General features: G+C 73.7%; 31 protein-coding genes. 23 read left to right on the forward strand and 8 right to left on the reverse strand.

Annotated elements, in window-relative coordinates; all coding sequences use genetic code 11:
- From ACYVKY_RS21255 to ACYVKY_RS21270, 4 genes are all read right to left on the reverse strand, one after another.
- The coding region (locus tag ACYVKY_RS21255) for a CoA-transferase (protein ID WP_460437038.1) at positions 1–118 on the reverse strand (118 nt) is incomplete at its 3' end.
- A 21-nt stretch (positions 119–139) separates the two neighbouring features.
- Positions 140–664, reverse strand: coding sequence for a ribonuclease E activity regulator RraA (rraA, locus tag ACYVKY_RS21260; protein ID WP_460437039.1), 525 nt, complete (start codon positions 662–664; stop codon positions 140–142).
- The gene (locus ACYVKY_RS21265; protein WP_460437040.1) at positions 661–1,209 is read right to left on the reverse strand and encodes a VOC family protein; all 549 of its coding nucleotides are present in this window, start codon (positions 1,207–1,209) and stop codon (positions 661–663) included. Before ACYVKY_RS21265 ends, rraA begins: the two co-directional genes overlap by 4 nt.
- Before the next feature lie 60 nt (positions 1,210–1,269).
- On the reverse strand, positions 1,270–2,475 hold the full coding sequence (locus ACYVKY_RS21270; RefSeq protein WP_460436980.1) for an alpha/beta hydrolase family protein: 1,206 nt from the start codon (positions 2,473–2,475) through the stop codon (positions 1,270–1,272).
- Positions 2,476–2,558: 83 nt separating this feature from the next.
- On the opposite strand from ACYVKY_RS21270, the gene ACYVKY_RS21275 reads away from it, so the two are divergent.
- The 4 genes from ACYVKY_RS21275 to ACYVKY_RS21290 all read left to right on the forward strand — a co-directional run bounded on the left by ACYVKY_RS21275 (position 2,559) and on the right by ACYVKY_RS21290 (position 6,499).
- On the forward strand, positions 2,559–3,344 hold the full coding sequence (locus tag ACYVKY_RS21275) for an aspartate/glutamate racemase family protein (protein WP_460436981.1): 786 nt from the start codon (positions 2,559–2,561) through the stop codon (positions 3,342–3,344).
- Positions 3,345–3,457: 113 nt separating this feature from the next.
- Entirely contained in the window at positions 3,458–4,159 is a 702-nt protein-coding gene (locus ACYVKY_RS21280) for a GntR family transcriptional regulator (RefSeq protein WP_460436982.1), read from the forward strand.
- An 88-nt stretch (positions 4,160–4,247) separates the two neighbouring features.
- On the forward strand, positions 4,248–5,021 hold the full coding sequence (locus ACYVKY_RS21285; protein WP_460436983.1) for an SDR family NAD(P)-dependent oxidoreductase: 774 nt from the start codon (positions 4,248–4,250) through the stop codon (positions 5,019–5,021).
- Complete coding sequence (locus ACYVKY_RS21290; protein ID WP_460436984.1) at positions 5,018–6,499, forward strand: FAD-dependent oxidoreductase; 1,482 nt, start codon at positions 5,018–5,020, stop codon at positions 6,497–6,499. The genes ACYVKY_RS21285 and ACYVKY_RS21290 overlap by 4 nt, the downstream gene beginning before the upstream one ends.
- On the opposite strand, the gene ACYVKY_RS21295 is transcribed toward ACYVKY_RS21290, so the two are convergent.
- Positions 6,441–7,022 carry an NADPH-dependent FMN reductase gene (locus ACYVKY_RS21295; RefSeq protein WP_460436985.1) on the reverse strand — a complete coding sequence of 194 codons (582 nt, stop codon included), beginning with the start codon at positions 7,020–7,022 and terminating at the stop codon, positions 6,441–6,443. The two genes, ACYVKY_RS21290 and ACYVKY_RS21295, sit on opposite strands and share 59 nt — an antisense overlap.
- Positions 7,023–7,102: 80 nt before the next feature.
- Between ACYVKY_RS21295 and ACYVKY_RS21300 the strand changes: the two genes are divergently transcribed.
- Positions 7,103–7,399 (forward strand): muconolactone Delta-isomerase, encoded by a 297-nt coding sequence (locus tag ACYVKY_RS21300; RefSeq protein ID WP_460436986.1) that lies wholly within the window; start codon positions 7,103–7,105, stop codon positions 7,397–7,399.
- A 44-nt stretch (positions 7,400–7,443) separates the two neighbouring features.
- Here the strand turns inward: ACYVKY_RS21300 and ACYVKY_RS21305 are convergent, their stop codons facing one another.
- A complete protein-coding gene (locus ACYVKY_RS21305) occupies positions 7,444–8,658 on the reverse strand; it encodes a CaiB/BaiF CoA transferase family protein (RefSeq protein ID WP_460436987.1) in 1,215 nt (404 codons plus the stop codon).
- A 153-nt stretch (positions 8,659–8,811) separates the two neighbouring features.
- Here ACYVKY_RS21305 and ACYVKY_RS21310 point away from each other — a divergent pair, with 153 nt between their 5' ends.
- The gene (locus tag ACYVKY_RS21310; protein ID WP_460436988.1) at positions 8,812–9,828 is read left to right on the forward strand and encodes a hydroxymethylglutaryl-CoA lyase; all 1,017 of its coding nucleotides are present in this window, start codon (positions 8,812–8,814) and stop codon (positions 9,826–9,828) included.
- On the opposite strand, the gene ACYVKY_RS21315 is transcribed toward ACYVKY_RS21310, so the two are convergent.
- Together ACYVKY_RS21315 and ACYVKY_RS21320 are read right to left on the reverse strand one after the other, a co-directional pair.
- The gene (locus ACYVKY_RS21315) at positions 9,768–10,247 is read right to left on the reverse strand and encodes a DUF3237 domain-containing protein (protein WP_460436989.1); all 480 of its coding nucleotides are present in this window, start codon (positions 10,245–10,247) and stop codon (positions 9,768–9,770) included. The genes ACYVKY_RS21310 and ACYVKY_RS21315 overlap by 61 nt on opposite strands.
- Positions 10,244–10,567 (reverse strand): NIPSNAP family protein, encoded by a 324-nt coding sequence (locus ACYVKY_RS21320; RefSeq protein ID WP_460436990.1) that lies wholly within the window; start codon positions 10,565–10,567, stop codon positions 10,244–10,246. Before ACYVKY_RS21320 ends, ACYVKY_RS21315 begins: the two co-directional genes overlap by 4 nt.
- 401 nt (positions 10,568–10,968) lie before the next feature.
- Here ACYVKY_RS21320 and ACYVKY_RS21325 point away from each other — a divergent pair, with 401 nt between their 5' ends.
- The 17 genes from ACYVKY_RS21325 to pcaG are packed head-to-tail and all read left to right on the forward strand — an operon-like array spanning position 10,969 to position 24,491.
- Positions 10,969–12,168, forward strand: coding sequence for a type 1 periplasmic-binding domain-containing protein (locus ACYVKY_RS21325; protein WP_460436991.1), 1,200 nt, complete (start codon positions 10,969–10,971; stop codon positions 12,166–12,168).
- A gap of 32 nt (positions 12,169–12,200) precedes the next feature.
- Positions 12,201–13,259, forward strand: coding sequence for a hypothetical protein (locus ACYVKY_RS21330; protein ID WP_460436992.1), 1,059 nt, complete (start codon positions 12,201–12,203; stop codon positions 13,257–13,259).
- On the forward strand, positions 13,256–13,807 hold the full coding sequence (locus ACYVKY_RS21335; protein ID WP_460436993.1) for a UGSC family (seleno)protein: 552 nt from the start codon (positions 13,256–13,258) through the stop codon (positions 13,805–13,807). Before ACYVKY_RS21330 ends, ACYVKY_RS21335 begins: the two co-directional genes overlap by 4 nt.
- Complete coding sequence (locus ACYVKY_RS21340) at positions 13,804–14,586, forward strand: SDR family NAD(P)-dependent oxidoreductase (protein ID WP_460436994.1); 783 nt, start codon at positions 13,804–13,806, stop codon at positions 14,584–14,586. The genes ACYVKY_RS21335 and ACYVKY_RS21340 overlap by 4 nt, the downstream gene beginning before the upstream one ends.
- A gap of 58 nt (positions 14,587–14,644) precedes the next feature.
- Positions 14,645–15,517: a branched-chain amino acid ABC transporter permease gene (locus tag ACYVKY_RS21345; RefSeq protein WP_460437041.1), complete on the forward strand. Its 873-nt coding sequence runs from the start codon at positions 14,645–14,647 to the stop codon at positions 15,515–15,517.
- Positions 15,514–16,386, forward strand: a complete 873-nt coding sequence (locus ACYVKY_RS21350) for a branched-chain amino acid ABC transporter permease (RefSeq protein ID WP_460436995.1) — start codon at positions 15,514–15,516, stop codon at positions 16,384–16,386. The genes ACYVKY_RS21345 and ACYVKY_RS21350 overlap by 4 nt, the downstream gene beginning before the upstream one ends.
- Positions 16,379–17,131, forward strand: a complete 753-nt coding sequence (locus ACYVKY_RS21355) for an ABC transporter ATP-binding protein (RefSeq protein WP_460436996.1) — start codon at positions 16,379–16,381, stop codon at positions 17,129–17,131. The genes ACYVKY_RS21350 and ACYVKY_RS21355 overlap by 8 nt, the downstream gene beginning before the upstream one ends.
- Positions 17,132–17,165: 34 nt before the next feature.
- Positions 17,166–17,906, forward strand: coding sequence for an ABC transporter ATP-binding protein (locus tag ACYVKY_RS21360; RefSeq protein WP_460436997.1), 741 nt, complete (start codon positions 17,166–17,168; stop codon positions 17,904–17,906).
- On the forward strand, positions 17,903–18,709 hold the full coding sequence (locus ACYVKY_RS21365) for an SDR family NAD(P)-dependent oxidoreductase (RefSeq protein ID WP_460436998.1): 807 nt from the start codon (positions 17,903–17,905) through the stop codon (positions 18,707–18,709). The genes ACYVKY_RS21360 and ACYVKY_RS21365 overlap by 4 nt, the downstream gene beginning before the upstream one ends.
- Positions 18,706–19,461, forward strand: a complete 756-nt coding sequence (locus tag ACYVKY_RS21370; RefSeq protein WP_460436999.1) for a hypothetical protein — start codon at positions 18,706–18,708, stop codon at positions 19,459–19,461. The genes ACYVKY_RS21365 and ACYVKY_RS21370 overlap by 4 nt, the downstream gene beginning before the upstream one ends.
- A 44-nt stretch (positions 19,462–19,505) precedes the next feature.
- On the forward strand, positions 19,506–20,825 hold the full coding sequence (locus ACYVKY_RS21375; protein WP_460437042.1) for a Rieske 2Fe-2S domain-containing protein: 1,320 nt from the start codon (positions 19,506–19,508) through the stop codon (positions 20,823–20,825).
- On the forward strand, positions 20,822–21,397 hold the full coding sequence (locus ACYVKY_RS21380) for a 3-phenylpropionate/cinnamic acid dioxygenase subunit beta (protein ID WP_460437000.1): 576 nt from the start codon (positions 20,822–20,824) through the stop codon (positions 21,395–21,397). Before ACYVKY_RS21375 ends, ACYVKY_RS21380 begins: the two co-directional genes overlap by 4 nt.
- Positions 21,394–21,666, forward strand: coding sequence for a dihydrodiol dehydrogenase (locus ACYVKY_RS21385; protein WP_460437001.1), 273 nt, complete (start codon positions 21,394–21,396; stop codon positions 21,664–21,666). The genes ACYVKY_RS21380 and ACYVKY_RS21385 overlap by 4 nt, the downstream gene beginning before the upstream one ends.
- Positions 21,663–22,466: an SDR family NAD(P)-dependent oxidoreductase gene (locus ACYVKY_RS21390; RefSeq protein WP_460437002.1), complete on the forward strand. Its 804-nt coding sequence runs from the start codon at positions 21,663–21,665 to the stop codon at positions 22,464–22,466. The genes ACYVKY_RS21385 and ACYVKY_RS21390 overlap by 4 nt, the downstream gene beginning before the upstream one ends.
- Entirely contained in the window at positions 22,463–23,209 is a 747-nt protein-coding gene (locus tag ACYVKY_RS21395) for a class II aldolase/adducin family protein (protein WP_460437003.1), read from the forward strand. The genes ACYVKY_RS21390 and ACYVKY_RS21395 overlap by 4 nt, the downstream gene beginning before the upstream one ends.
- 47 nt (positions 23,210–23,256) lie before the next feature.
- Positions 23,257–23,955, forward strand: coding sequence for a protocatechuate 3,4-dioxygenase subunit beta (gene pcaH, locus ACYVKY_RS21400; RefSeq protein WP_460437043.1), 699 nt, complete (start codon positions 23,257–23,259; stop codon positions 23,953–23,955).
- Complete coding sequence (gene pcaG, locus ACYVKY_RS21405; RefSeq protein ID WP_460437004.1) at positions 23,952–24,491, forward strand: peptidase associated/transthyretin-like domain-containing protein; 540 nt, start codon at positions 23,952–23,954, stop codon at positions 24,489–24,491. Before pcaH ends, pcaG begins: the two co-directional genes overlap by 4 nt.
- The last annotated feature ends 1 nt before the right edge of the window (position 24,492 follow it).

Raw genomic sequence — 24,492 nt, forward strand, 5'->3', positions numbered from 1 at the left:
GCAGGGCGCCGATCAGGGTGCTCGGGATGCCGCACAGGCCGAACCCGCCCACCGCCAGCGACGCACCGTCCGGCACGTCCGCGACCGCCTCGGCCGCGCTCGCGATCACCTTGTCCACGTCCACCTCCAGGTCGTGCTGTCAGGACGGGCTGGCCGCCGCGGCCACCGCCGGCAGGACCACCAGCCCGTCGGGGTCGGCCACGACCACGTCGCCCGGTGCGCACCGCAGGCCACCGAACGACACCGGCACGTCGCGCTCGCCCCGACCGGTCCGCGTGCAGCGGCGCGGGCAGGCCCCGAGCGCCAGCACGCCGAGATCGAGGAGCGCCAGCGCGGCCACGTCGCGGACGCAGCCGTGCACCACCACGCCCTCCCACCCGGACGCCACGGCGATCGCGGCCATCCGGTCGCCGAGCACGGCGCACCTGCGGGTGCCGCCGGCGTCGACCACCAGGACCTGGCCGGCGCCCGGCGCCTCGAGCGCCTGCTCGAGCAGCGCGTTGTCCTCGAAGGCCGACACGGTCACCGCAGTCCCCGCGAACCACGAGCGGCCGCCGAAGCCGGTGAGGGCGCTGTGGCAGACCTGCACCACCGGTCCCAACGCGTCGCAGAGGTCGGCGGTGCCGAACCTGCGCTGCGGCGTCCCGGGCCGGGCGTCGCTCAGTCGGACGACTCCTCGGTCCGCGGCGCGTCGTCGCCGTCGCTGTCGACCGTCGTGCCGACCGGCGCCTGCTCGAACTCCTCGATCCACTGCTTCACGAGCGTCTCGCCGTGCTCGCGGTCGTCGTCCTCGAGATCACGCTTCTGCCAGGTGAACTCGAGTCGGATGCCGTTCGGGTCGAAGAAGTAGAGCGACTGCCAGATGCCCTCGTGGTCGACGATGCCGATCGTCTCGATGCCGTTGTCCTCGAGCCGCTTCTTCCAGGCGAGCAGCTCGTCGTAGGACTCGACGTTGAAGGCGAAGTGGCGGATCCAGCTCGGCACGCCGTCCTTGTAGCCGGAGTAGTCCTCGCCGGCGATGTCGAAGAACGCGATGCAGGAGCCGTCCTGCAGCGCGAAGAACGTGTGCAGGAAGGGGGTCTCGTCGCCGGTGGACGGCACCCGCTCCTCGCGGACGGCCGACAGCAGCTGCATGCCGAGCACCTCGGTGTAGAACCGGTAGGTCTCCGCCGTGTTGCTCGTCGGCATCGCGATGTGGTTGAGGGACATGGCTGCTCGGAGCATCGGTCGGGCCTCTCGTGGTGGTGGGTGTGCGCGGTCGGGGGACGTTCAGACCAGGTCGTTGCGGCGGAGCCAGTCGACGAGCCGGTCCTCGGCGTCGGACTGCAGGTCGGGGCGCCCGTTGAAGTAGTGGTCGGCCCCGACCAGCTCGACGAGCTCGCGGTGCTCGGGACGGGCCGCCTCGTGCATGGCCAGCGCGTGCGCGGGGAACGCGGCGCCGTCCGCCGTCCCGTACATGATCAGCACCGGTACCGAGACCCGCGGCAGGTGCACCACGGCGTCGCAGTTCGAGTCCTGCAGGCTCCACTGGCTCAGCCAGGACCGCAGGCTCGTGGCGTGCCCGAGGCTCGCGGGGATCAGGTTCGCCTTCTGCGGGTCTCCCCAGAGCGAGCCCTCCGGCCGGTCGCTCGGCTCGATCGTCAGGTCGAGGAACCGGGGGTCGGCGCAGGTGCCGTGCACCAGGAACGGCATGTCGTCCGGCAGTGCGTCGTCGGCCTCGAGCAGCGCGAGCCGCTCGCGCACCCACGCCGTGATCCGCGCGTTGCGGTCGACCTGCGCCGCGCGGTACCGCTCGAGGAACTCGGGGGAGTACGGCGGCCCGTTGCGCGGGTCGAACATGTCGAGCTCGGGGTCCCGGGTGAACGGGTCGGCCTCGTCGACGATCGCCGGGTCGAGCCACTCGGTGTAGACGCCGGCCCGCCCCGGGTGGGCCATCATCGCGACCAGGCCGTCGACCGGCGGCAGCTCGGCCTGCGTCAGGTCGGGGCCGTCGCCCGCGGGCGTGGCCGTGATCGTGGGGGCCTCGGCCTGGCTCTGGTAGAGGGCCGACAGGCCCCCGCCGCCGGAGTTGCCGCCGAGCACGACCTTCTCGAAACCGAGGCCGCGCAGGTGCTTCACGGTGGCGGCGACGTCGAGCACGCAGTTCTCCATGATGAGCGCGGAGTCGTTGCCCACGTAGCGCGTCGCCAGCCCCGCCGCCGCGACGCCGCGGGCCGCGAGACCGGGCAGCGCGTAGTGGCCGAGGAAGTTCGACGTCGGGTGCACGAACAGCACGACGGTCGTGGTCGGCTCCGCGGGCCGGTGCAGCGTGCACCAGATCTTGCCGCTCTTGCGGGCGACGCCGGAGTAGATGTCCAGCCGGCCCCCCGCGTAGATCGGCACCCCGAGCAGCTCGGGGGCGGGCAGAGCGCCCGCGTCGTCGCCGCGGGAGGTCCGCGCGGACCCGTCCGTGGTCTCCAGGACCGCCTCGCCCATCGTCCCTCGCCTTCGCAGCGTCGGTGCTGAGATCGTGCCGTCGAAGCAAAGCACGGACCGCGGATAGTATGCAATCCTGCGCCATGCGGATCTGGCACCAGTCCATGAACGAGATCGACGGGTACCCCGTCTACCGCGACGCGCTGCAGGCCCACGTCGACCGGGTCGCCGGCCCCGGCGTCGAGGTCGTGCTGCACGGCGTCGCCCCCGGCACCTACGGCTCGGCGGCGCCGGCCCAGGTGCTCGTGCACCCCTCCCTGTTCCACCGGATCGCCTCGCAGCTGCTCGACCTGGTCGAGCAGGCGCAGGAGGAGGGATTCGACGCGGTCGCGATCGGCTCGTTCTCCGAGCCGTTCCTGCGCGCCCTGCGCTCGGCGGTCGACATCCCGGTCGCGTCGATGGCCGAGAGCTGCCTGCTCACCTCGTGCACCGTCGGCCGGCTCAGCGGCCTGGTGACGATCTCGAACGACGTCGCCTGGATGGTGCGCCAGATCGTCCGCGAGAACGAGCTCGGGCCCCGCGTCGCGGGGGTCTGGACGGTGCAGCCGGACGTCACCGAGGCCGACCTCGCGGCGGCGTTCGACGACCCCGACGCCGTGCTGGCCTCGTTCACCGCCTCCGCCCGTGAGGCGCTGGCGGCCGGGGCCGACGTGGTCGTGCCGGCAGAGGGCGTCATCAACGAGCTGCTCGTGGCGCACGGCGTCACCGAGATCGACGGCGCCCCCGTGCTGGACGCCGTGGGCACGGTGGTCCTGCACGCCCGCATGCTGGCCGAGCTGCACCAGCGCACGGGCCTGCACGCCGGTCGCCGGTGGCACCACCGCCGGCCGACCGCCACCCTGCTCGAGCAGCTCGCCACGCCCCGGTGAGCCGTGCGCGCCGCGGACCGCGTGGCGCGCCTACCCTGGACCGCGCTCGCCGGGTCCCGGCGGGCACCCGCGCCGGTCGGGCACCGGCCGCACCGACCCCTCCTGGAGGCACCGTGGGCCTCGCGTCCGACCTCGCCTACGAGGCCCTGGTCAGCGACATCCTGTCCGGCGTCTACCCGATCGGGCACCGCATCCGCGAGGAGGAGGTCGCCGCCCGGGTGGGCACCAGCCGCACGCCCGTGCGCGAGGCGCTGCGCCGACTCAACGCCGAGGGACTGGTCGACCTGCCCCCGCACCGCGGCGCGGTGGTGCAGGCCTCGATGTACCAGATCGAGGAGCTCTACGACCTGCGCGCGCTGCTCGAGGGGTACGGCGCCGAGCGCGCCGCCGCCCACCGCGGCGAGGACGACCTGGCCGAGCTGGTGCGCCTGTGCGAGCAGATGGAGGCCGTGGTCGCGGGCGGCACCGAGTTCGGCGAGCTCACCACGCTCAACCTCGCCTTCCACCGCCAGGTGCAGGTCGCCGCGGGGATCGAGCGGCTGCTCGGCTCGTTGCCGGGCCTGACCGTCGGCCCGCTGGTGAAGGAGACCTTCCGGCACTACAGCGAGGTCGAGCTGTCGCGGTCGATGCGTCAGCACCGCGAGGTCGTCGACGCCCTGGAGTCGCGCGACGCGGCGTGGGCGCGCTCGGTCATGACGGCCCACATCCACGCCGGCCGCGCGGTGCTGCTGCGGCTGCAGCGGGAGGGGATGGCCTCCACCCTCGCGGCCGGTCCGAGCGGCGACGGGGGCGACGCCGAGGCCGCCCAGGCGTAGACACCGCCCTCCACCGGGTTGTATACAAGACCCGGCAGCTCGGGACGTTCCGTGCCGCCTCCTCCACCGTCGTCGGAAGGAGCCGGACGTGTCCGTGCGCGACCCGTTCGCGACCCTGCGGGGCACCACCGGCGTCGTCACCGGGTCCGCTCGAGGCATCGGGCTCGAGATCGCCCGCGCGCTGCGCGAGGCCGGACTGGTGGTGGTGCTCGCCGACCTCGACGCCGCCGAGCTCGAGGTGGCGGCGGCCGACCTCGGCACCGGCGGCGAGCGGGTCGTCCCGGTCGCCTGCGACCTCACCACCGAGGACGGTCACGCGGCCCTCGACGCCGCGCTCGACGGCCTGCCGCCGCTGTCGTCCTGGGTGAACAACGCCGGGGTCGTCAGCCACCAGCTCACCCAGGACGTCGACCAGGACACCTTCGAGCGGGTGCTGCGCACCAACGCCTGGGCCCCCCTGCGCGGCAGCCGCACCGCGTTCGCGCACATGCAGCACGACGGCCCCCGCGCGGTCGTCAACGTCACCTCGCTCGTGCTCGACAAGACCGTGCCCGAGCGCACCACGTACGCGGCGTCCAAGGCGGCCCTCGCGAGCCTGACCCGGTACGCGGCGGCCGACTGGGGGTCGCACGGCATCCGGGTCAACGCCGTCGCGCCGGGGTACATCGACACCCGGCTCACCGCGTGGGCCGAGGACGACCCGAGGTACGCGGCCAAGCAGCGCAGCCTCGCCCAGATCCCGCTCGGCCGGTTCGGGCAGCCGCAGGACGTCGCGCACGCCGTGCTGCTCCTGCTCTCGCCGCTCGCCGCGTACGTCACCGGCGAGACCCTGTTCGTCGACGGCGGCTGGGCGCTGACGTGAGCGGCGGGGCGTCCGAGCCCGACGTCGACGTCCTCGTCGTGGGCGGCGGCGGCGCGGGTCTGGCCGCCGCGGCCACCGCCGCGGAGGCGGGCGCCCGCGTGCTGGTGCTCGAGGCGACCGACCGGGTCGGCGGGTCGATGCTGCAGTCGGCGGGCATGTTCACCGCCGCCGGCACCAGCGTGCAGGCCGCGCTCGGGATCGAGGACTCGCCCGAGCGCTTCTTCCAGCACTACATGGACCTCAACCAGTGGCGGCTCGAACCGGGTCTCGTCCGGGCCTTCTGCCGGGCCACGGCACCGACCTTCGAGTGGCTCCTCGGTCTGGGGCTCGACGTCCCGGCCGCGGTGTCCGGCAACGCCCACCAGCCCGGTCTGTGCCGTGCCGGGGTCGAGGACGTCTGGCGCGGCCACGTACCCCGCGACCAGGGCCAGGGCGTGGTCGACGTGCTCGACCGCGCTCGCCGCCGGCTCGGCGTCGACGTCGCGCTCGGTGCCCGTGTCCGCGAGCTGGTCGTGGAGGACGGGGCCGTCGTCGGCGTGCAGGTCGACGGCGAGCAGGTGCGCGCCGCCCGCACCGTCGTCACGACCGGCGGGCTGGCGCACGACCGCGCGATGGTGGCGCGCTGGTACCCGGCGGCGCTCGCAGCCGGTGACGACCTGTTCGTGGTCGCGGGCGAGGGCTCGCGCGGCGACCACCTGCGGCTCGGTGCGCAGGTCGGTGCCGCGGTGGCGGGCGAGGGCTGGGGCCTGCTCGTCGTCACCGCCTACTTCCAGTCCTGCCACCACTGGGACGCCGGGTTCCCGCCCGCGTCGCGGATCGTCGTCGACGGCACCGGCCGCCGGTTCATGGACGAGGACGCCAGCTACGCCGTCGCCGCGGGCATCGTCGACGACCACGGCGGTCACGGCTGGATGGTGTTCGACGAAGCGGCTCGGCGTGCGCTGCCCACCGGCTACCGCGACTGGACGCCGGACAACGTCCTCGCCGAGGTGGCGGCTGGACGCACGCACCGGGCCGACGACGTCGAGGGGCTGGCCCGGGCGGCCGGGCTGCCCCCGGAAGCACTGTGCCTCACCGTGTCCCGCTGGAACGAGCAGCTGCCGCACGGGGTCGACCCCGACTACCTGCGCCACGAGACGCTGAGGGCCAAGGGGGCCGACCCGCACCTGGCGCCCGTGGCGGAGCCGCCGTTCTACGCGGTGCGGGCTCTGCCGGCCCAGCTCGTCGTCACCCACGCCGGGATGCGCATCGACCCGGGCGGCCGCGTCGTCGACGAGGTCGGCCGGGTCGTGCCCGGGCTGCTCGCCGCGGGCGAGGCCGGGGGAGGGGTGCTCGGTGCCCGCTACGTCGGGGGCGGCAACGCCATCGCGAACGCGCTGACGATGGGCCGGGTGGCGGCCACCACCGCCGTGCGGGGGCTCAGCCCGGCGGCCGACGCAGCGGACGCAGCGCCCCGGCCAGCCGGTGCAGCTCGCTGAGCATCGCGTCGGCGGCCGCCTCGGCGGTCGGCGGCGCGTCGAACGTCCCGTCCGCACGCACGTGCTCGTGGACGAACGGCAGCGCGACCGTGTCGGCCACGCGCACCATGCGGAGCGGCACCACCACGCCGCCGAGCACCTGCACCGCGCGGGCGCCGGCAGCCACGCCGCCGTAGCTGACGAAACCGACCGGGGCGTAACGCCACTCGGGGCCCAGCGCGTCCAGCGCGCCCAGCAGCACCGGGCTCGGCGCGTGGTTGTACTCCGGCGTCACCAGCACCACCGCGTCGGCGGCGGCGACCCGCCCGGCCCACGCCCGGGTGTGCGGCTGCTCGTACCGGCCGAAGCGCGGGAGCTCCGGCTCGTCCAGGTGCGGCAGGTCGACGTCGGCGAGGTCGACCGGGTCGACCTCGACGTCCGGGTGCCGAGCGGCCCTCTCGCAGAACCAGGTCCAGACCGGCAGGCCCGTCCGTCCGGGACGGGTGCTGCCCAGCACCACGAGCAGGCGCGTGGGACCGCTCACGCCGGCCACCCCCCGACCCCGGTGCGTGCCGTGCGGCGCGGACCGGCTGCACCAGCACCCGACGCGACAGGAGGCAGGACGTGGAGTTCCTCGTGCACACCGAGGTGAGGATCCCGGTCGGCATGTTCACCGACGAGGAGGTCGCCGAGATCTACGCCAAGGAGGCCGAGCGGGGACGCGTGCTCGGCGAGGCCGGCGTGATCAAGCGGCTGTGGCGCATCCCCGGCCGGCGCGCCAACTACGGCCTCTGGGAGGCGGCCGACGCCACCGAGCTGCACAAGCACCTCGCGGCGCTGCCCATCTTCCCGTTCATCGACGTCGAGGTGATCCCGGTGGCGGCGCACCCGAGCGACCCCGTGACCCGTCACCTGGCCTGAGCGGTGGTGGCCGCGGCGGACCGCCGCGGCCACCTCGGGGCCGTTCACAGGACCCCGGCCTCGCGCAGCGCGGACAGCTCCCGGTCGTCCATGCCGACGAGCTCGCGCCAGACCTCGGTGCTGTGCTGGCCGAGGGCGGGCCCCAGCGTGCGCACCCGCCCCGGCGTGCTCGAGAGCCGAGGTGCCACACCGTGCATCGGGAGCTCGCCGAAGTCCGGGTGGGCCATCCGCACGATCGCCTGACGCGCCGCGAAGTGCGGATCCTCGAGCATGTCGCGGGCCCGGAAGATCCGGCCGGCCGGCACCCCGGACTCGTGCAGCAGGTCGAGCATCTCGTCGGCCTTGCGGGTGGAGGTCCACTCGGCGATCAGGCCGTCGAGCTCCTCCATCGCGGCGCCGCGCGCGCCGTGCGTCGCGAACCGCTCGTCCTCGGCCAGCTCCGGGCTGCCCATCGCACCGGCCAGCCGGGCGAACACCGAGTCCTGGTTGGCGGCGATGAGCACCAGTTCGCCGTCGGCGGTCGGGTAGACGTTGCTGGGCGACACGTTGGGGAGCGTGGCGCCGGTGCGCTCGCGCTGGTACCCCGCGACGGCCCACTCGGGGACGAGCGACTCCATCATCGCCAGCACGGCCTCGTAGATGGCCGAGTCGACGACCTGGCCGCGGCCCGAGCGCTCGCGCTGGTGCAGGGCGACCAGGGTGCCAAGGCAGGCGAACGTCGCGGCGAGCGCGTCGCCGAGCGAGATGCCCGCGCGCACCGGTGGCGTGCTCGGATCGCCCATGACGTAACGGATCCCGCCCATCGCCTCGCCGATGGACCCGAAACCGGCGCGCGAGGAGTAGGGCCCGGTCTGGCCGTAACCCGAGACCCGCGTCACGATCAGCCGCGGGTTGATCTCCCACAGCTGCTCGGGGCCGAGCCCCCACCGCTCGAGCGTCCCCGGCCGGAAGTTCTCGACCACGACGTCCGCGCGCTCGAGCAGGCGGCGCACCGCCGCCTGACCGCGCGGGTCGCGCAGGTCGGCCGTCACCGAGCGCTTGTTGCGGGCGATCACCGGCCACCACAGCGACTGCCCGTGCGGCTTCTCCCGGCCCCACTGCCGCATCGGGTCGCCCTTGCGGGGGTCCTCCACCTTCACCACATCGGCGCCGAAGTCGCCGAGCAGCTGACCGCAGAACGGTCCCGCGATGAGCTGACCCAGCTCGACGACCAGGAGGTCGCCGAGTGGGAGGTCTGCGGGGTCGAGCGCGTCCGTCATCTCGGCTCTCCTCTGGATGGTTGTATGCAATCTAGACAACGGGTGGCGTCCTGATCAAGCGAGACGCACTGTCTGTCAGTCGGTAGAAGGGCGGTAGTCCACTGATCGGCCCAGGGTTGCGTGCAATCCGTACGCGCGGCCATGCTCTCGGCCATGACCGCGATCCCGCCGACCGGCACTGCCCCGGACACCCCGTCCCTGGTCGAGGTCGTGGAGGTCAGTCCGCGCGACGGGCTGCAGAACGAGGCCACGCCGGTGTCGACCGAGGACAAGCTCGCGCTGCTCGACCGGCTGGTGGCGACCGGTGTCCGGCGGGTGGAGGCGGTGAGCTTCGCCCACCCGCGCGCGGTGCCCCAGATGGCCGACGCCGAGGCGGTGGCGGCGTCCTTCCCCACCCGCGAGGTCTCGTGGATCGGCCTGGTGCTCAACGAGCGCGGTCTCGACCGCGCCGTGGCGGCCGGCGTCGACGAGGTCAACGTCGTGGTGCTGGCGAGCGAGACCTTCTCGCGCCGCAACCAGAACGCCTCGGTCGACGAGGCGGTCGAGGCGTGGCTGCGGATCGCACCGCGTGCCCGCGAGGCCGGTCTGCGCACCACCGTGACGGTCGGCGCCGCGTTCGGGTGCCCGTTCGAGGGCGAGGTCCCCGTCCGTCGGGTGCGCGAGGTCCTGCGCCGCTGCGTCGAGGGCGACCCGGACGAGGTGGCGCTCGCCGACACCGTGGGCGTCGGCGTCCCCGTGCAGGTCGAGGAGCTGGCGGCGGTCGCGCTGGAGCAGGCGCCGGACGCGCGGCTGCGCTGGCACTTCCACGACACCCGGAGCACCGGCTACGCGAACGCGTGGGAGGCGGTGCGGATCGCGCTGGCCACCGGCCGGCCGACGGCGCTGGACGCCTCGGCCGGCGGGATCGGCGGCTGCCCGTTCGCCCCGGCCGCCACCGGCAACATCGCCACCGAGGACCTGGCGTACCTGCTGGAGCGCAGCGGGGTGCGCACCGGTCTGCGACCGGACGCCCTGCTGCCGCTGGGGGAGTGGCTGTCGGACCTGCTGGGGCACCGGGTGCCGGGCCAGCTCGGACGGGCCGGCTGGTTCCCGGCCGCGGTCGGCGCGGCTCACGACGGCGCGACCTCGACCGCGGAGGAGGGCGCCCCCGGCGCCGAGGTCAGGGCGTAGAGGTCGTAGACCAGCACCTGGCCTGTGCGGACGCCGCGCGCGACGCCCTGCACCCGGTTGAGCCAGGCGTACCGCTCGTCGCCGGTCTCGAAGGTGGGTGCGGTGAAGATGATCCCGCCCAGGCGCGGCTGGCGGTCGGCGCGGCCGCGGTAGGCGACGGCGACGTGGGCGCCGTCGTCGGTCACCATCAGCAGGCGCGCGTCGATGCCGACCGAGCCGTCGGGGTGCTCCACCAGCCAGTCGTGCGACATCAGGCCGTGCGCCGAGGCGTTGACGCGCTCGGACTCCCAGCGGCAGGTGTCGACCTCGCCCACGATCCGCAGGCCGCCCGGCGTCCACCCCACCTCGGTGTGCTGCCGGATGCCGATGGTCATCCGTCCGAGCGGCTCGAGCGCGATGACCGGGAGGGTCGTGGTCACTGCGGCTCGGCGACCGGACGGAGGAACTGCACGTGCGCCCGTAGGGCCAGCTCGCCGTCCGCCATGATCTCGCCGCGGACGCGCTGGTACTCCGCGTCGGCGTAGAACGCCGCCCAGGCGCGCTCACGGGCGTCGAGGTCGTCCCACTCGAGCACGTACGTGAGGGTGTTCGTGGTGCCCGCGATCACCTCCCAGGGCCCACCGACGAGCCGGAAGCCGTTGCGGGCGAACGCAGGTCGGCTGCAGTCGCGGACGTACAGCCGGGTGAGCTCCATCTTCCCCGGCGCGATCTCGTAGCGGCGGTGCTCGTACACGGGCATGGCGACCTCCTCGTCGTGGCGTCCGTCGTGTCCTGCCGGTGCAAGTTAGTGCACAATCACAGCCGGTTGACAAGAGGCGGCTGCGACCCGCACCTCGTCGCCGACGTGCTCCGGCGGGCGGCGCGGGTGGTGGTGCGGGCACGGTGGCGGGCGCCCGTCCCCGGCGCGAGAGTCGCGCTCGCGCAGCACGAATGGACGAGCGTTCCGCGGTCGTGACGACATCGTGACCCCCGATCGGGCCAGTGCGTCCAGGTTCGGCCGCGCTGGGTCTTGACCCAGGTGCGACCCACCCGTAGGTTCCGGGTTGCCTGTATACAATCAGGCGCCGACGCCGAGGCGTCATCCCGACACAGTCGTCGGTCCGTCCCCCGAGGACGGGCACGAGGAGAGGACCACCCGCCGTGCGCACCACGACCCTCCTGAGGACGGCGGCCCTGCTCGCCGTCCCGCTCCTGGCCCTGACGGCGTGCGGCGGGGACTCCACCGCCGGCGGCGACGGCGGGGACGGGGACACCTCCCCGATCAAGCTCGGCCTCATCTACAGCTCCGAGGGCCCGTTCGCGAACAACAGCGCCACCGCTCGTGCCGGCGCCCAGTACGCCGTCGAGCTGATCAACGCCGACGGCGGCGTCGAGGGCCGTGACCTCGAGCTGGTCGAGGTCGACGCCCGCAACGACCCGCAGAGCCTGACGACCACCGTGCCCCAGATGGTGAGCCGCGACGGCGTGTTCGCCATCCTCGCGCCGCCGGACAGCGCGGGGTGCGAGATCGCCTGCGCCGTCGCGGCCGAGCTCGAGACCCCGGCGATGAGCCCGGGCGCCGGACGCCCTGGCGTGCTCGAGCCGAGCCGGCCGTGGTCGTTCACCCTCGCCGCCCCCGACATCGCCGTCAGCACCCCGGTGCTCGAGGCGGTCATCGAGGAGCAGGGATTCGAGAAGGTCGCGATCATCTTCGACGAGGCCAACGCCACCACCAAGGCCCAGGTCGAGCTGTTCAACGGCGTGTTCGAGGCGACGGGCGTCGAGGTCGTCTCGGAGACGACCTACACCTCCGGCGACCCGAGCTTCACCTCGCAGGTGACCTCGATGGCCGCGGCGCAGCCCGACGCCATCGCGCTCGCCGCCGGTCCCGCCGACGCCGCTCGCATCGCCGTCGAGGTGCGGGCCCAGGGCCTGGACGCCGTGCTCATGGGCACCAGCTCGCTCCAGTCGGGCGGCACGGAGTACATCAGCGCCGCCGGGCCGGCCGCCGACGGCACGCTGTCGGCCGCGCAGTTCGACCCGACCAACCCGGAGGAGCCGGCGGCCACGCTGCTCGCCCAGGCGCGGGAGGACAACGACCTCGAGGTCGTGCCGCTCAACTTCGCCTACGCCTTCGACCTGGTGCACATGGTCGCCGAGTACATCACCGAGTCGGGCGCCACCCTCTCGGAGGAGACGCTCGCCGAGGACCGCCAGGGCCTGCTCGAGTACCTCGAGGGCGCGGCGTACGAGGGCATGTCGGGCACCGCCGAGTTCAACGACGACGGCACCGGCGCCCGGCCCGAGCTCAAGGCGGTCGTCGAGGACGGCCACTTCGTCATCACCCCGCTCGACGGCTGACCCACCACCCACGCCTCCCCGGAGGGACCTCGATGCTCCTGGACTCGACCACCACGCAGGTGGCCGCCGCGGACGTGCAGGACGTGTTCGTCCAGCGCGGCTGGAGCGACGGCCTGCCCGTGGTGCCGCCGACCCCGGAGCTGGTCTCGAGGTTCGTGGAGGCCGTGGGCCGGCAGCCGCGCGACGTGCTCGCGCGGCTGCCGGAGCAGGGGACGGACGTCACCGTCGAGAAGGTGGCCGTCAACGCCGTCATGGCGGGCTGCCGGGTCGAGTACGCCGACGTCGTGGTCGCGGCCGTGGTCGCGCTCGGCGACCCCGCCTACAACCTGCACAGCACGACGCTCAGCGGTGCCACGGCACCGCTCCTGGTCGCGAGCGGGCCGGTGGTGCAGCGGATCTCGCTCAACTCCCGGTTCAGCGTCTTCGGACCCGGCCACCACGCGAACGCCACGATCGGCCGCGCGGTCCGGCTCGTCCTGCAGAACGTGTGCGGCGGACGACCCGGCGTCGTCGACCAGGCGACGATGGGCCACCCCGGCAAGTACGGCTACTGCATCGCCGAGGACGCCGAGGCCAGCCCGTGGGAACCGGTGCACGTCGCGCGCGGCGTCGCAGCCGGGGAGAGCGCGGTGACGGTGTACGCCGGCGAGGCACCGATCATGGCGCGCAACGACTGGTCGTCCGACTGGGGACCCGTGCTCGACACCGTCGCCGACGCGATGAAGCCGTCGCACTTCACCGGGGGCGGGGTCTGCGTGGTCATGGGTCCGCTGCACGCGGCGGCGATGGCGAGCGGCGGGCTCAGCCGCGAGGACGTCGCGGTCGAGCTGCACGCCCGCGCCCGTCGGACGTCGGCCGAGCTGCGCCGGGCCGGCCGCCTGCACGGGCCGGTCGGTCCCGACGAGGAGACCACCGAGCACACCGTCGTCCCCGGTCCCGAGCACGTCCTGGTCGTCGTCGCCGGCGGCCACCTGTACGGCTACTCCGCCGTGGTGCCGTCGTGGATCGGCGGGCACGAGTCCCGCCCGGTCACGGTCGACCTGCGCCGCGCGACCGACCTGTACGCCCCGCCGCCCGAGGAGGAGCAGTGACCGCCACCGACCTGGAGCACGCGACGCTGACCGTGCTCGACCCGACCGCCGAGCGGGCCGGAACCGCGTCCGACCCGACGGGCCTGCCGCTGCCGTCCCTGCCCGGTACGCGGATCGCGTTCCTGGACAACGGCAAGTCCAACAGCGACGAGTTCCTGCGTCGCCTGGCCGCCCGGCTGGAGGCGCTCGGCGCCGTGCCGGTGCGGACGCTGCGCAAGCCCGGCGTGGGCAGCCTGGCGACGGGTGCGCAGCTCGACGAGCTGCTCAGCGACGTCGACGTCGTCGTCACCGGGGTGGGCGACTGCGCGGGCTGCTGCTCGTGCTCGGTGCAGGACGCCGTGCGGATCGAGCGACGGGGCACGCCCGCCGTGCTGGTGTGCACCCACGAGCTCGTCACGACCGGACGCATCTCGGCGCAGGCTGCCGGCGCTCCCGACTTCCCGTTCGCCGTGGTGCAGCACCCGGTGGCGTCGTGCACCTCCGAGGAGCTCGACGGCCGGGTCGCGGTGGCGCTCGAGCAGCTGCTCGCCCGGGTGGGCACCGCGTGAGCGGCGCCCTGGACGGCCGGGTCGCGGTCGTCACCGGCGGCGCGCAGGGACTCGGGCTCGGCTACGCCCGGCTGCTGCTCGACCAGGGCGCCGCGGTCGCGGTGGTCGACCGCGCCGAGGACGCGACCCGCGCCGCCGTCGAGCGGCTGGGCGCCGGCGCGCCGGGGCGCGTGCACGGCGTGGTCTGCGACGTCACCGACGCCGACGCGGTGGGCGACATGGCCGCCGAGGTCACCTCGGCGCTGGGTGCCCCCGGCGTCCTGGTGACCAACGCGGGCGGGGCGATCCTGCCGTCGGCGCCCACCGAGACGTTCGCGCTCGAGGGCCGCTGGGAGCGCGTCCTCGACGTCAACCTCACGGCCCAGTGGCGGTGCGCCACCGCGCTCGTGCCCGCGATGCGGCAGGCCGGCTACGGCAAGGTCGTCATGGTCTCCTCGACGATGGTCGGCAAGGGCTGGCCGCTCGGCCTGTCGGCCTACACGGCCGCCAAGGCGGGCGTCATCGGGTTGGTGCGCGCCCTCGCCCGCGAGTGGGGGCCGGACGGCGTCCGCGTCAACGGCGTCGCGCCGGGCTACGTCCCGGTCGACACGCCCAAGGAGGTGCATCGCTCGGACGCCGAGCCCGCCCTGCGGGCGAGGATCGCGGCCGACCAGTGCGTCCCGGTGACCCTCACCCCCGACGACCTCGCGGGCCCCGTCGCCTTCCTCGCCGGCCCCGCCTCCGACGGCGTCACCGGCCAGGTGCTGGCCGTCGACAACGGCTGGACGTACGGGACATGAGACCGTCCACGACCCCCCACCCGCCCCGACCCCGCGAGGAGGCTCCGCAGCCGTGCTGATGCAACAGCTCGTCAACGGATTGCTGCTCGGTACGACCTTCGCCCTGATCGCCCTCAGCTTCAACCTCATCGTGGGGGCGCTCGACCGCCTCAACTTCGCGCTCGGCGAGACCGCCATGGTGAGCGCGATGGTCGCGACGCTGCTCGTGACGACCGCCGCGATGCCGTTCCCCGTCGCGTTCCTGGTCGCGCTGCTGCTCGGCGCGGCGATCTCCGTCGTCACCTACGTCGTGTCGTTCCGCTACGTGAGCGACAAGTACCCGACGGCGCCGATCCTGTCGAGCCTCGGCGTGGGGCTGGTGATCACGTCGGTCGTGACGAGGTTGTTCGGCAGCGACCAGCGACGGGTGCCCACCGTGCTCGAGGGTGTCAACGTCCAGCTCGGGCCGGTGCGCGTCGTCGGCGACCAGCTGATCATCCTCGGCGTCGCGGTCGCGCTGACCGCGCTGCTCTACCTGTTCCTGAACCGCACCACCTGGGGCACGGCGATCCGCGGCGTCTCCGACGACGCGTCGACCTCCGGCCTGCTCGGCGTGCCGGTGCAGCGGGTGGTGCTCATGACCTTCCTGCTGGCCGGCGCGCTGGCCGGGGCGTCCGGGCTCCTCACCGGCCTGGCGTTCCACACGGTGAGCCCGTTCTCGGGCTTCGAGACCACGCTGACGGCGCTGATCGTGGTGGTGCTCGGTGGTCTCGGCAACATCAACGGCGGCGTCGTCGCGGCGCTGGCGATCGGCGTGATCGAGACGCTCACCGTGGCGTACGTGTCCGCCACCGCCCGCGACCTGCTGGTGTTCGTCCTCGTCGGCATCGTGCTCGTCGTGCGGCCGCAGGGCATCTTCAGCCGCTCCGCACCCGTGGCGGCGCGGGTATGAGCGCCTACACCGAGGCCGTCACCGTCGAGGTCGGCATCGCGATCCTCCTGGCTCTGGGCTTCTGGATCACCGCGGCCACCGGCAAGATCTCCTTCGGGCACGCCGCCTTCATGGGCATCGGCGCGTACACCGCCTCGATCATGACGGTGAAGCTCGACCTGCCGCTCCCGCTGGCGATGCTGGGGGCCGGACTCGTGGCGGCGGTCTTCGGGGCGTTCATCGGCTGGATCGCGCTGCGGCTCAGCATGCTCTACCTGGCGATCATCACGTTCGCGTTCGCCGAGGTCGTGCGCATCCTGTTCGACAGCTGGAGCTACGTCGGCGGGGCGAGCGGGTTGTTCGGCATGAAGGGCACCACGGTGCCCCTGGTGGCGGTCTGCATCGTGCTGGTGCTGGGCTACCTGCTGCTGCTGACCCGCTCGCGCAAGGGCCTGGCGTACGAGGCGATCCGCGAGGACGAGCAGGCCGCCAAGGCCTGCGGCCTGGGCGTCACGATCATCTCGGTCGAGGCGTTCGCGGTGTCCGCGTTCATCACCGGTGTGGCTGGCGCGCTCTCGGCGCACGAGACGCTCATCATCACGCCCGCGCTGTTCGGCGCCGCGCAGTCGCTGCTGATCATCCTGTTCGTGGTGCTCGGGGGGGTGCAGTACTTCTGGGGCGCGATCGCCGGCGCGGTGCTGCTCACGATGCTGCCGATCTGGTTCCAGTTCCTCGAGCAGTACTACCAGATCACCTACGGCCTGCTCTTCGTCGTGCTGATGATCGTGCGGCCGCAGGGGATCATCGGCCGCGGCACCGACAGACGATGGCGGCTCGACGTCCTCACCAGGGCGTTGCAGGGTCGACGGACGGAGGCCGGAGGTGCCTGACATCCAGCTGCGCGCCACGGGCGTGGGCAAGAACTTCCAGGGCGTCGTCGCCCTCGACGACGTGAGCGTCGCGGTCGAGCGCGGCACGGTGCACGGCGTCGTCGGGCCGAACGGCGCTGGCAAGTCGACGCTCCTCAACATCATGTCGGGGTTCGTCGCCCCGACCGAGGGCACCGTCGAGGTCGACGGTCGCGACGTGACCCGGCTCGCCGCGCACCGGCGGGTGCCGCTCGGGCTCACCCGCACGTTCCAGAACCTGCGCCTGTTCGGCGGCCTCACCGTGCGCGAGAACGTGCTGCTCGGTCAGCACGCCCACGCGCGAACGGGTTTCTCGTCCCTCTGGCCGGTGCGGACAGCCGGAGAGCGCGAGCTGCGGGCCGAGGCCGACCACGTCCTCGAGCTGCTCGGCCTCGCCGACCTCGCCAAGCGGCGTGCCGCGACGCTGCCCTACGGGCTGCAGAAGCAGCTCGAGATCGCCCGCGCGGTGGCGGCCAAGCCCAAGCTCCTCCTCATGGACGAGCCCGCGGCCGGCATGACGGCCGCCGAGCGGCGCGAGCTCGTCCCCCGCATCCGCGCGCTGCAGGCGGAGGGCGTGACGATGGTGGTGGTGGAGCACGACATGGAGGTGATCTCCCGGGTGTGCGACACGGTCACGGTGCTCAACTTCGGTCGGGTCCTCGTCGAGGGGACGCCCGAGGAGGCGCTCAGCAGCGACGACGTGAGGACGGCCTACCTTGGCAGCTGACCCGACCGCGACCTCCCCGGGCCTCCGCAAGGAGGTGGGCGACCGACGCCCCCCCGCCCTGGAGGTGCGCGGGCTCACGGCCGGTTACGGCCGCATCACCGGCATCGACGGCGTCGACCTCGTCGTGCAGCAGGGCGAGATGGTGGCCCTCCTCGGTGCGAACGGCGCTGGGAAGAGCACCTTCCTGCGCGCCGTCTCGGGGATGATCAAGCCCTGGCAGGGCTCGGTGCTGCTCGAGGACCAGGACGTCACCGGGCGCTCGTCGGACCGGCTGGTCAAGGCCGGCCTGGCGCACGTGCCCGAGGGCCGCCGCATCCTCGCCTCGCTGACGGTCGAGGAGAACCTGCGGCTCGGCGCGTTCAGCCGGCGTCGCGCAGGCACCGTCGAGGAGGACCTCGAGGGCGTGCTGACCCGGTTCGAGCGGTTGCGCGACAGGCGGGCCCAGAAGGCGGGGACGCTGTCGGGCGGCGAGCAGCAGATGCTGGCCATCGGGCGCGCCCTGATGTCGCGGCCGCGCGTCCTGCTGCTCGACGAGCCGTCGCTCGGTCTGTCGCCCCGCCTGGTGGGCGAGGTGTTCGAGCTGGTGCGGGGTCTCGCGGCCGAGGGCCTCACCGTGTGCCTGGTGGAGCAGAACGTCAAGCAGGCGCTGTCGTCGGCCGACCGCGCGTACGTGCTGACGGCCGGGACGATCACGGCGCAGGGCAGCGCGGCCGAGCTGCTCGCCTCGCCCGAGGTCGTCGAGAGCTACCTCGGCGGCCGGAAGGGGACGACGTGACCGGCGCCTGGGACAGGACCTCGAGCCGCGTGTCGGCGACGACGACCGGCAGCCGCTTCGTGGGCAAGGTGGCCGTGGTCACCGGTGCCGGCTCGGGCATCGGGCGCGAGACCGCGCTGGCGTTCGCCCGCGAGGGCGCCTCGGTGGTCGCGGCCGACATCGACCTCGACGGCGCGCAGGTCACCGCCGCGCAGGCCGACGGGCTCGCCGGCACCGTGCACGCGCTGCGCACCGACGTCGCCGACCCCGGGTCGGTCGAGGCGATGGTGGCGTACGCCGTCGACACGTTCGGGCGGCTCGACGTCCTGCACAACAACGCCTACTGGTCGCCGATCGGCGTCGACGTCGTCGACACCACGATCGAGCAGTGGGACCGCGCGATCGCCGTCACCCTCACCGGCCCGTTCCTCGGTTGCAAGTACGCCATCCCGGCGATGCTCGCCTCGGGCGGGGGGTCGATCGTCAACACCGCCTCCGTCGCGGGCATCCTGTCGTCGCCGGCCTTCGCGGCCTACGTCGCCGCGAAGGGCGGGGTGCTGGCGCTCACCCGCTCGGTGGCGCTCGACTACGGCACCCGCGGGATCCGCTGCAACTCGATCGCGCCCGGCCTGGTCGACACACCCACGCTCGACCCGGTCAAGGCCGACCCCGACCGGCTCGCGCTCGTCGAGAGCAAGCTCGTCATGGGCCGGGTCGGCCAGCCGGTCGACATCGCGAACGCCGTGCTGTTCCTCGCCAGCGACGAGTCGGCGTTCGTGACCGGGTCGTGCCTGGTGGTCGACGGCGGACGGCTCCTCGCATGAGCGTCCCGCTGCACGAGCACTTCTCGGACGTCGAGTGCGTACCGGGCACGTCGCACGTGACCGGGCCGGTCGAGCGGTTCGCCCTCGTCAACGTGATGGCGCTCGGCGGTGACCCCGACCGCCCGACCCACGTCCCGGTCGAGCTGGCCCGGCTCGGACCCGTCGTGGTGTGGGAGTCCACCGGCTCGTCGGCGGCGCTGCCGTTCTGGAACACCAACTCCGAGGCGGACGCCTGGTTGCTGCTGGTGCACGGCGCCGTGCGGATCGAGTTCAAGGAGCCCGAGACCGACGTCTCGTACGGCTACCAGGACTGCCGCACCGGGGACCTGTTCCGGCTGCCGAAGGGCATCGCCCACCGGACGCTCTCCGGCGACGGCAGGCGACGGGTCAGCCTGGAGCTCCTCCTGCAGGAGTCCGAGCCGCACCCGAGCCGCGGTCCGGTCCCGCCGGACCCGTCCGGCCGGGTGGGCGGGTTCTCCTTCGAGGTGCCGGACGGCGAGGGCGACGTCGTCGTGCGGACCCCGCTCGGCGAGCACCTCGAGGACCGGCACTTCTTCACCCGGGCGGTGCGGGCGCTGGTGGCCCACGAGCTGCACCTGTTCCACAACGAGCTGTTGGGAGGCCTGGTGGTCGACGACCACGGTGACACGGTGACGCTGAAGGCGCACGGGTACGCCGAGGAGCTCGACGGCCGCGCGGTGCAGGCCGTCCTGGCCGGGCTGCTCGATCGGCTCGGGGAGCCGCAGCCGTGAGCGCCGAGGTCGCACCCGAGGTGCTGGACGCGATCCGCGACGGCATGGTGCCCGCGCACGTCTACAACGACCGTGCGGTCTTCGAGGCCGAGCGCGACCGGCTGTTCTCGCGCGCGTGGGTCTTCGTCGCGCACGTGTCGGAGATCGCCCAGCCGGGCGACTACGTGGTCCGGCGGGTGCTCGACGACTCGTTCATCGTCGCGCGCGACGAGCAGGGCGAGGTGGCAGCCCACTTCAACATGTGCCTGCACCGCGGCATGCAGGTGTGCCGGGCCGAGGTGGGCAACGCCTCGCACTTCCGGTGCCCCTACCACGGCTGGTCGTACCGCAACGACGGGCGGCTCGTCGGGCTGCCGTTCCACCGTGACGCCTACGGCGGCGAGGAGGGGTTCGCGCGCAAGGAGCAGCGGCTGCTGCCGGCGCCGCGGCTCGAGACGTACAACGGGCTGGTCTTCCTCAGCCTCGACCACGACGCCCCGCCGCTGCGGGAGTGGTTGGGCGACTTCGCGTTCTACCTCGACTACTACACGAACCAGTCGCCGTCGGGCATCGAGCTGCGCGGTCCGCAGCGGTGGCGGATCAAGGCCAACTGGAAGATCGGGGCCGAGAACTTCGCCGGCGACATGTACCACACGCCGCACACCCACACCTCGGTCGTCGAGATCGGGCTGTTCCGCGAGCCCAAGGCCGAGAAGCGCAAGGACGGCGCCACCTACTGGGCCGGCAACGGTGGCGGCACCACCTACAAGCTGCCGCCCGGCGATCTGCGTTCGCGCCTGGCCTACGTCGGCTACCCGGCGGAGATGGTCGACCGGATGGTCGAGCGGTGGAGCGAGCAGCAGCTGCGGGTCATCGGCGACGACGGCTTCATGATCAGCGCCGCGACGCTCTACCCGAACCTGTCGTTCGTGCACAACTGGCCGAAGGTGGCCGACGGCGACGACGTGCTGCCGTTCATCTCGCTGCGCCAGTGGCAACCGGTGAGCGAGGACGAGACCGAGGTGCTCTCGTGGTTCGCGGTCGACGCGGAGGCGCCGGAGGAGTTCAAGGCGCTGTCGTACAAGGCGTACCTGATGTGTTTCGGGTCGAGCGGCATGTTCGAGCAGGACGACGTCGAGAACTGGGTGTCGCTCACCGCGACCGCGAAGGGCTCGATGGCGCGGCGGCTGCAGCTGAACAGCCGGATGGGGCTGCTGCCCGACGGCAGCGACCTGCACGCGGCGCTGCCGCCCGACCAGTTCGCGGGTCCCGGTGCCGCGCGGGTGGGGTACGACGAGCACAACCAGCGCGAGCTGCTGCGGCGCTGGGCCGACGACCTCGCCCGCCCACCGCTGCGCACGCTCCCGGGTGGTGGTCCGGCGTGAGCACGCACTCGGAGCGGTCGGTGCTGGGCGGCAGCGCCTCGCGTGCCGCTCGGACCGGGAGCACGCTGGCCTTCGACGACCCGCGGCACCTGGCGGCGCACCGGTGGCTGGTCGACGAGGTGTGGCTGCTCGACGCGCAGCGCTACGAGGAGTGGCTCGACCTGCTGGCCGACGACATCCACTACCTGGCTCCGGTGCGCGTGACCACGGCCCTGGGAGCGGGTTTCGACACGGCACCGGGGATGGCGCACTTCGACGAGGACAAGTACTCGCTGTCGCGGCGGGTCGCGCGGTTCGCGACCGAGCACGCCTGGACCGAGGACCCCCCGAGCCGGCTGCGCCACCACCTCTCGGGCGTGCGCACGTTCGAGACCGACCAGCCCGACCACCTGGTGGTCGACTCGGCGGTGCTGATGTTCCGCAGCCGGGGCGACGTGCGCGAGCCCGACCTGGTGTCGGTGGGACGGGAGGACCTGCTGCGCAGGGAGGGCGACGGCTGGCTGCTCGCCCGGCGCACCATCTCGTTCGACGAGTCGGTGCTGCGGATGCAGAACCTCGCGGTGTTCCTGTGACCGCGGCCCGTCCGGACGAGGGTGCCGAGATCGTCGTGGCGAACGAGTTCAGCGAGGTGCGGGTGCGGCGCGTCGACACCCGCAACGGGGCACGGCTCCTCGTCGAGTCCCCCCGCACCGGGCAGTGGGTGGCGCTGTGCCCGTTGGAGCTCGAGGCGCTGACCTGGCAGGGCCCCGCGACCTTCTCGGCGATGATCGGCAACCCGAACGCCCCGCTCGTCCCGGAACCACCTGCGCGGCAGGACGACGCGGAGGAGCCGACGTCGTGACCGGCTGGCTCGAGGGTCGCCGGGCGCTGGTCGTCGGCGCCGGTTCGGGCATCGGGCGCGCGGTGGTCGACGCCTACCTCGCCGAGGGCGCGCAGGTCGCGGCGCTCGAGGTCGACCCCGGCAAGGCGCGCGACCTCGCCGCCGCGCTCCCGCACGTCGTGGTGACCACCGGCGACGCGAGGGACAGCGAGGTCGACGACCGCGCGGTGGCCGCCGCGGTCGGCGCGATGGGCGGTCTCGACGTCCTCGTCGTCTGCGTCGGCGTCTTCGACTGGTACCGCAGCCTGGAGGAGATCGAGCCCGACGTGCTGCCCGCGGCCTTCGACGACGTCATGGGCGTGAACGTGCTGGCGCCGCTGCAGGTGGTGCGCTCGGCGCTGCCGGCCCTGCGAGCCTCGGAGCACCCGGTCGTGCTGCTCACCGAGTCGACGTCCGCGTACCACCCCGGTCGCGGTGGCGTGCTCTACGTGGCGTCGAAGTTCGCGGTGCGCGGGATCGCCACCGCCCTGGCGCACGACCTCGCCCCGCAGGTGCGGGTCAACTCGGTGGCGCCCGGGGGCACCACCGGCACCGACCTGCGCGGCGTCCCGAGCCTGAGGACCCAGGACCGCAGCCTCGGCGCCGAGCCCCGGCGCGCAGACGACCTCGCGGCCCGCACGCACCTGCAGGTCGCGCTCTCGCCGCAGGACCACGCCTGGGCGTACGTGTGGCTCGGCAGCGAGCGGTCCCGCGGGGTGACGGCGGGCGTGGTGCACAGCGACGGTGGCGTCGCGGTCGCTGCACCGAGGAAACGCTCGTGACAGGCGGTCTCGTCGCGGAGCGCAGCCTGGTGAGCGACGCCTGCCGGGTGCTCGCCGCACGGGGTCTCGCCGACGGGTTCCTCGGGCACGTGTCGCTCCGGGTCGACGAGCGCACGCTGCTGGTGCGCTGCCGGGGCCCGCACGAGCGGGGTCTCGCGTGGACCACGGCGCGCGACGTGCGCCACGTCGACCTCGACGGCGCCCCCGCCGGACCGGGCGAGCTCGACGGCTGGGCCGTCCCGAACGAGCTGCCGCTGCACACCGAGGTGCTCCGGGCGCGGCCCGACGTGCACGCGGTGGTGCACGCGCACCCGCCGCAGGTGGTCGCCGCCGACCTCGCGGGCATCGCGCTGCGTCCCGTCGTCGGCGCCTACGACATCCCCGCCGCGCACCTGGCGGCCGGCGGCGTCCCGGTGCACCCACGTGGCGTGCTGGTGAGCACCCCGGCGCTCGGACGGGAGGTCGTCGGGTCGCTCGACGGGCGTCCCGTGGGGGTGCTGCGCGCGCACGGCCTGGTCGCGACCGGCGCGAGCGTGCAGGAGGCGGTGCTGCGCGCGGTCGCGGTCGACCGGCTGGCCGCGCTGTCCCTCGCGGTGGTCACCGCCGGCGGGACCCTGTCCGACCTGCCGGCCCACAACCTCGCCCTCCTGCCCGACCTCGGGCCCGGCTTCACGGAGGGCGTGGCGTGGCGGCACGAGCTCGCACGGCTCGGGTCGCACCCCGACGAGGAGGGGTCGCGGTGACGGGGGAGAGCCTCCGACCGTCGTCCCAGGCCGAGGTGTCGGCCGAGATGGACGCGATCGCAGTCGATCTCGACGCCCGGACGCACCCGCGGCTCGACTACCCGCCGTACCGCTCGACGGCGCTCCGGCACCCCACGACGGACCCGCAGCAGGCCGATCCCGAGGGCGTCGAGCTCTGGGCGCCGTGCTTCGGCCACAGCGAGGTCGATCCCGTCGAGGCCGACCTCACGGCGCAGCGCGCCGGGGAGCCGGTGGGGGAGCGGATGGTGGTGACCGGACGCGTCGTCGACGGTGCCGGTCGTCCTGTCCGCGGGCAGCTCGTCGAGGTCTGGCAGGCGAACGCCGCCGGGCGCTACGTGCACCAGCACGACCAGCACGCCGCCCCGCTCGACCCGTGGTTCACCGGCACCGGACGCTGCCTCACCGACGACGACGGGTGGTACCGGTTCACCACCGTCAGGCCGGGGCCGTACCCCTGGCGCAACCACCGGGACGCGTGGCGTCCGGCGCACATCCACTTCAGCCTGTTCGGGACCGACTTCACCCAGCGGCTCGTCACGCAGATGTACTTCCCCGGTGACCCGCTGCTGGCGCTCGACCCGGTCGCGAGGTCCGTGCCCGACGCGGCGCGCGCGAGGCTGGTGGCGACGTACGACCCCCGCGTCGGTGTGCCCGAGCTGGCCACCGGGTACCGGTGGGACGTCGTGCTGGACGGAGCGACCCGCACGCCGGTGGAGCCGTCGTGACCGCGCCCACGCCCGGCCAGACCGTCGGGCCGTTCTTCCACGGGGCGCTGGTGCTCCCCGAGGGCCACCTGCTGGTGCCTGCCGGCGCACCGGGCGCGGTGCTGCTGCACGGTCGCGTGCTCGACGGCATCGGGGATCCCGTGCCCGACGCGCTGCTCGAGCTGTGGCAGGCCGACCGCGCCGGCGCCGTCCCCCGCGCGAGCGGGTCGCTGCGCCGCGACGGCCGCACCTTCACCGGCTTCGGCCGGTGCGCCACCGACGGCGACGGGCGCTACGCGTTCACCACGGTCGTCCCCGGCGCCGTCGACGACGCCCTGCCGTTCTTCGCCCTCACCCTGTTCGCGCGGGGTCTGCTGCACCGGCTGCGCACCCGCGCCTACCCACCGCTCGCCGCGGGTGCCACCGACGGCGTCCTGACGGCGGCCGGTGCCCGGGCGCGCACGCTGGTGTGCGTCGCGGACGACCAGGGTCTGCGGTTCGACGTGCACCTGCAGGGACCGGACGAGACCGTCTTCCTCGGGCACGGAGGAGACTGAG

It is taken from the genome of Angustibacter speluncae (assembly GCF_054777815.1).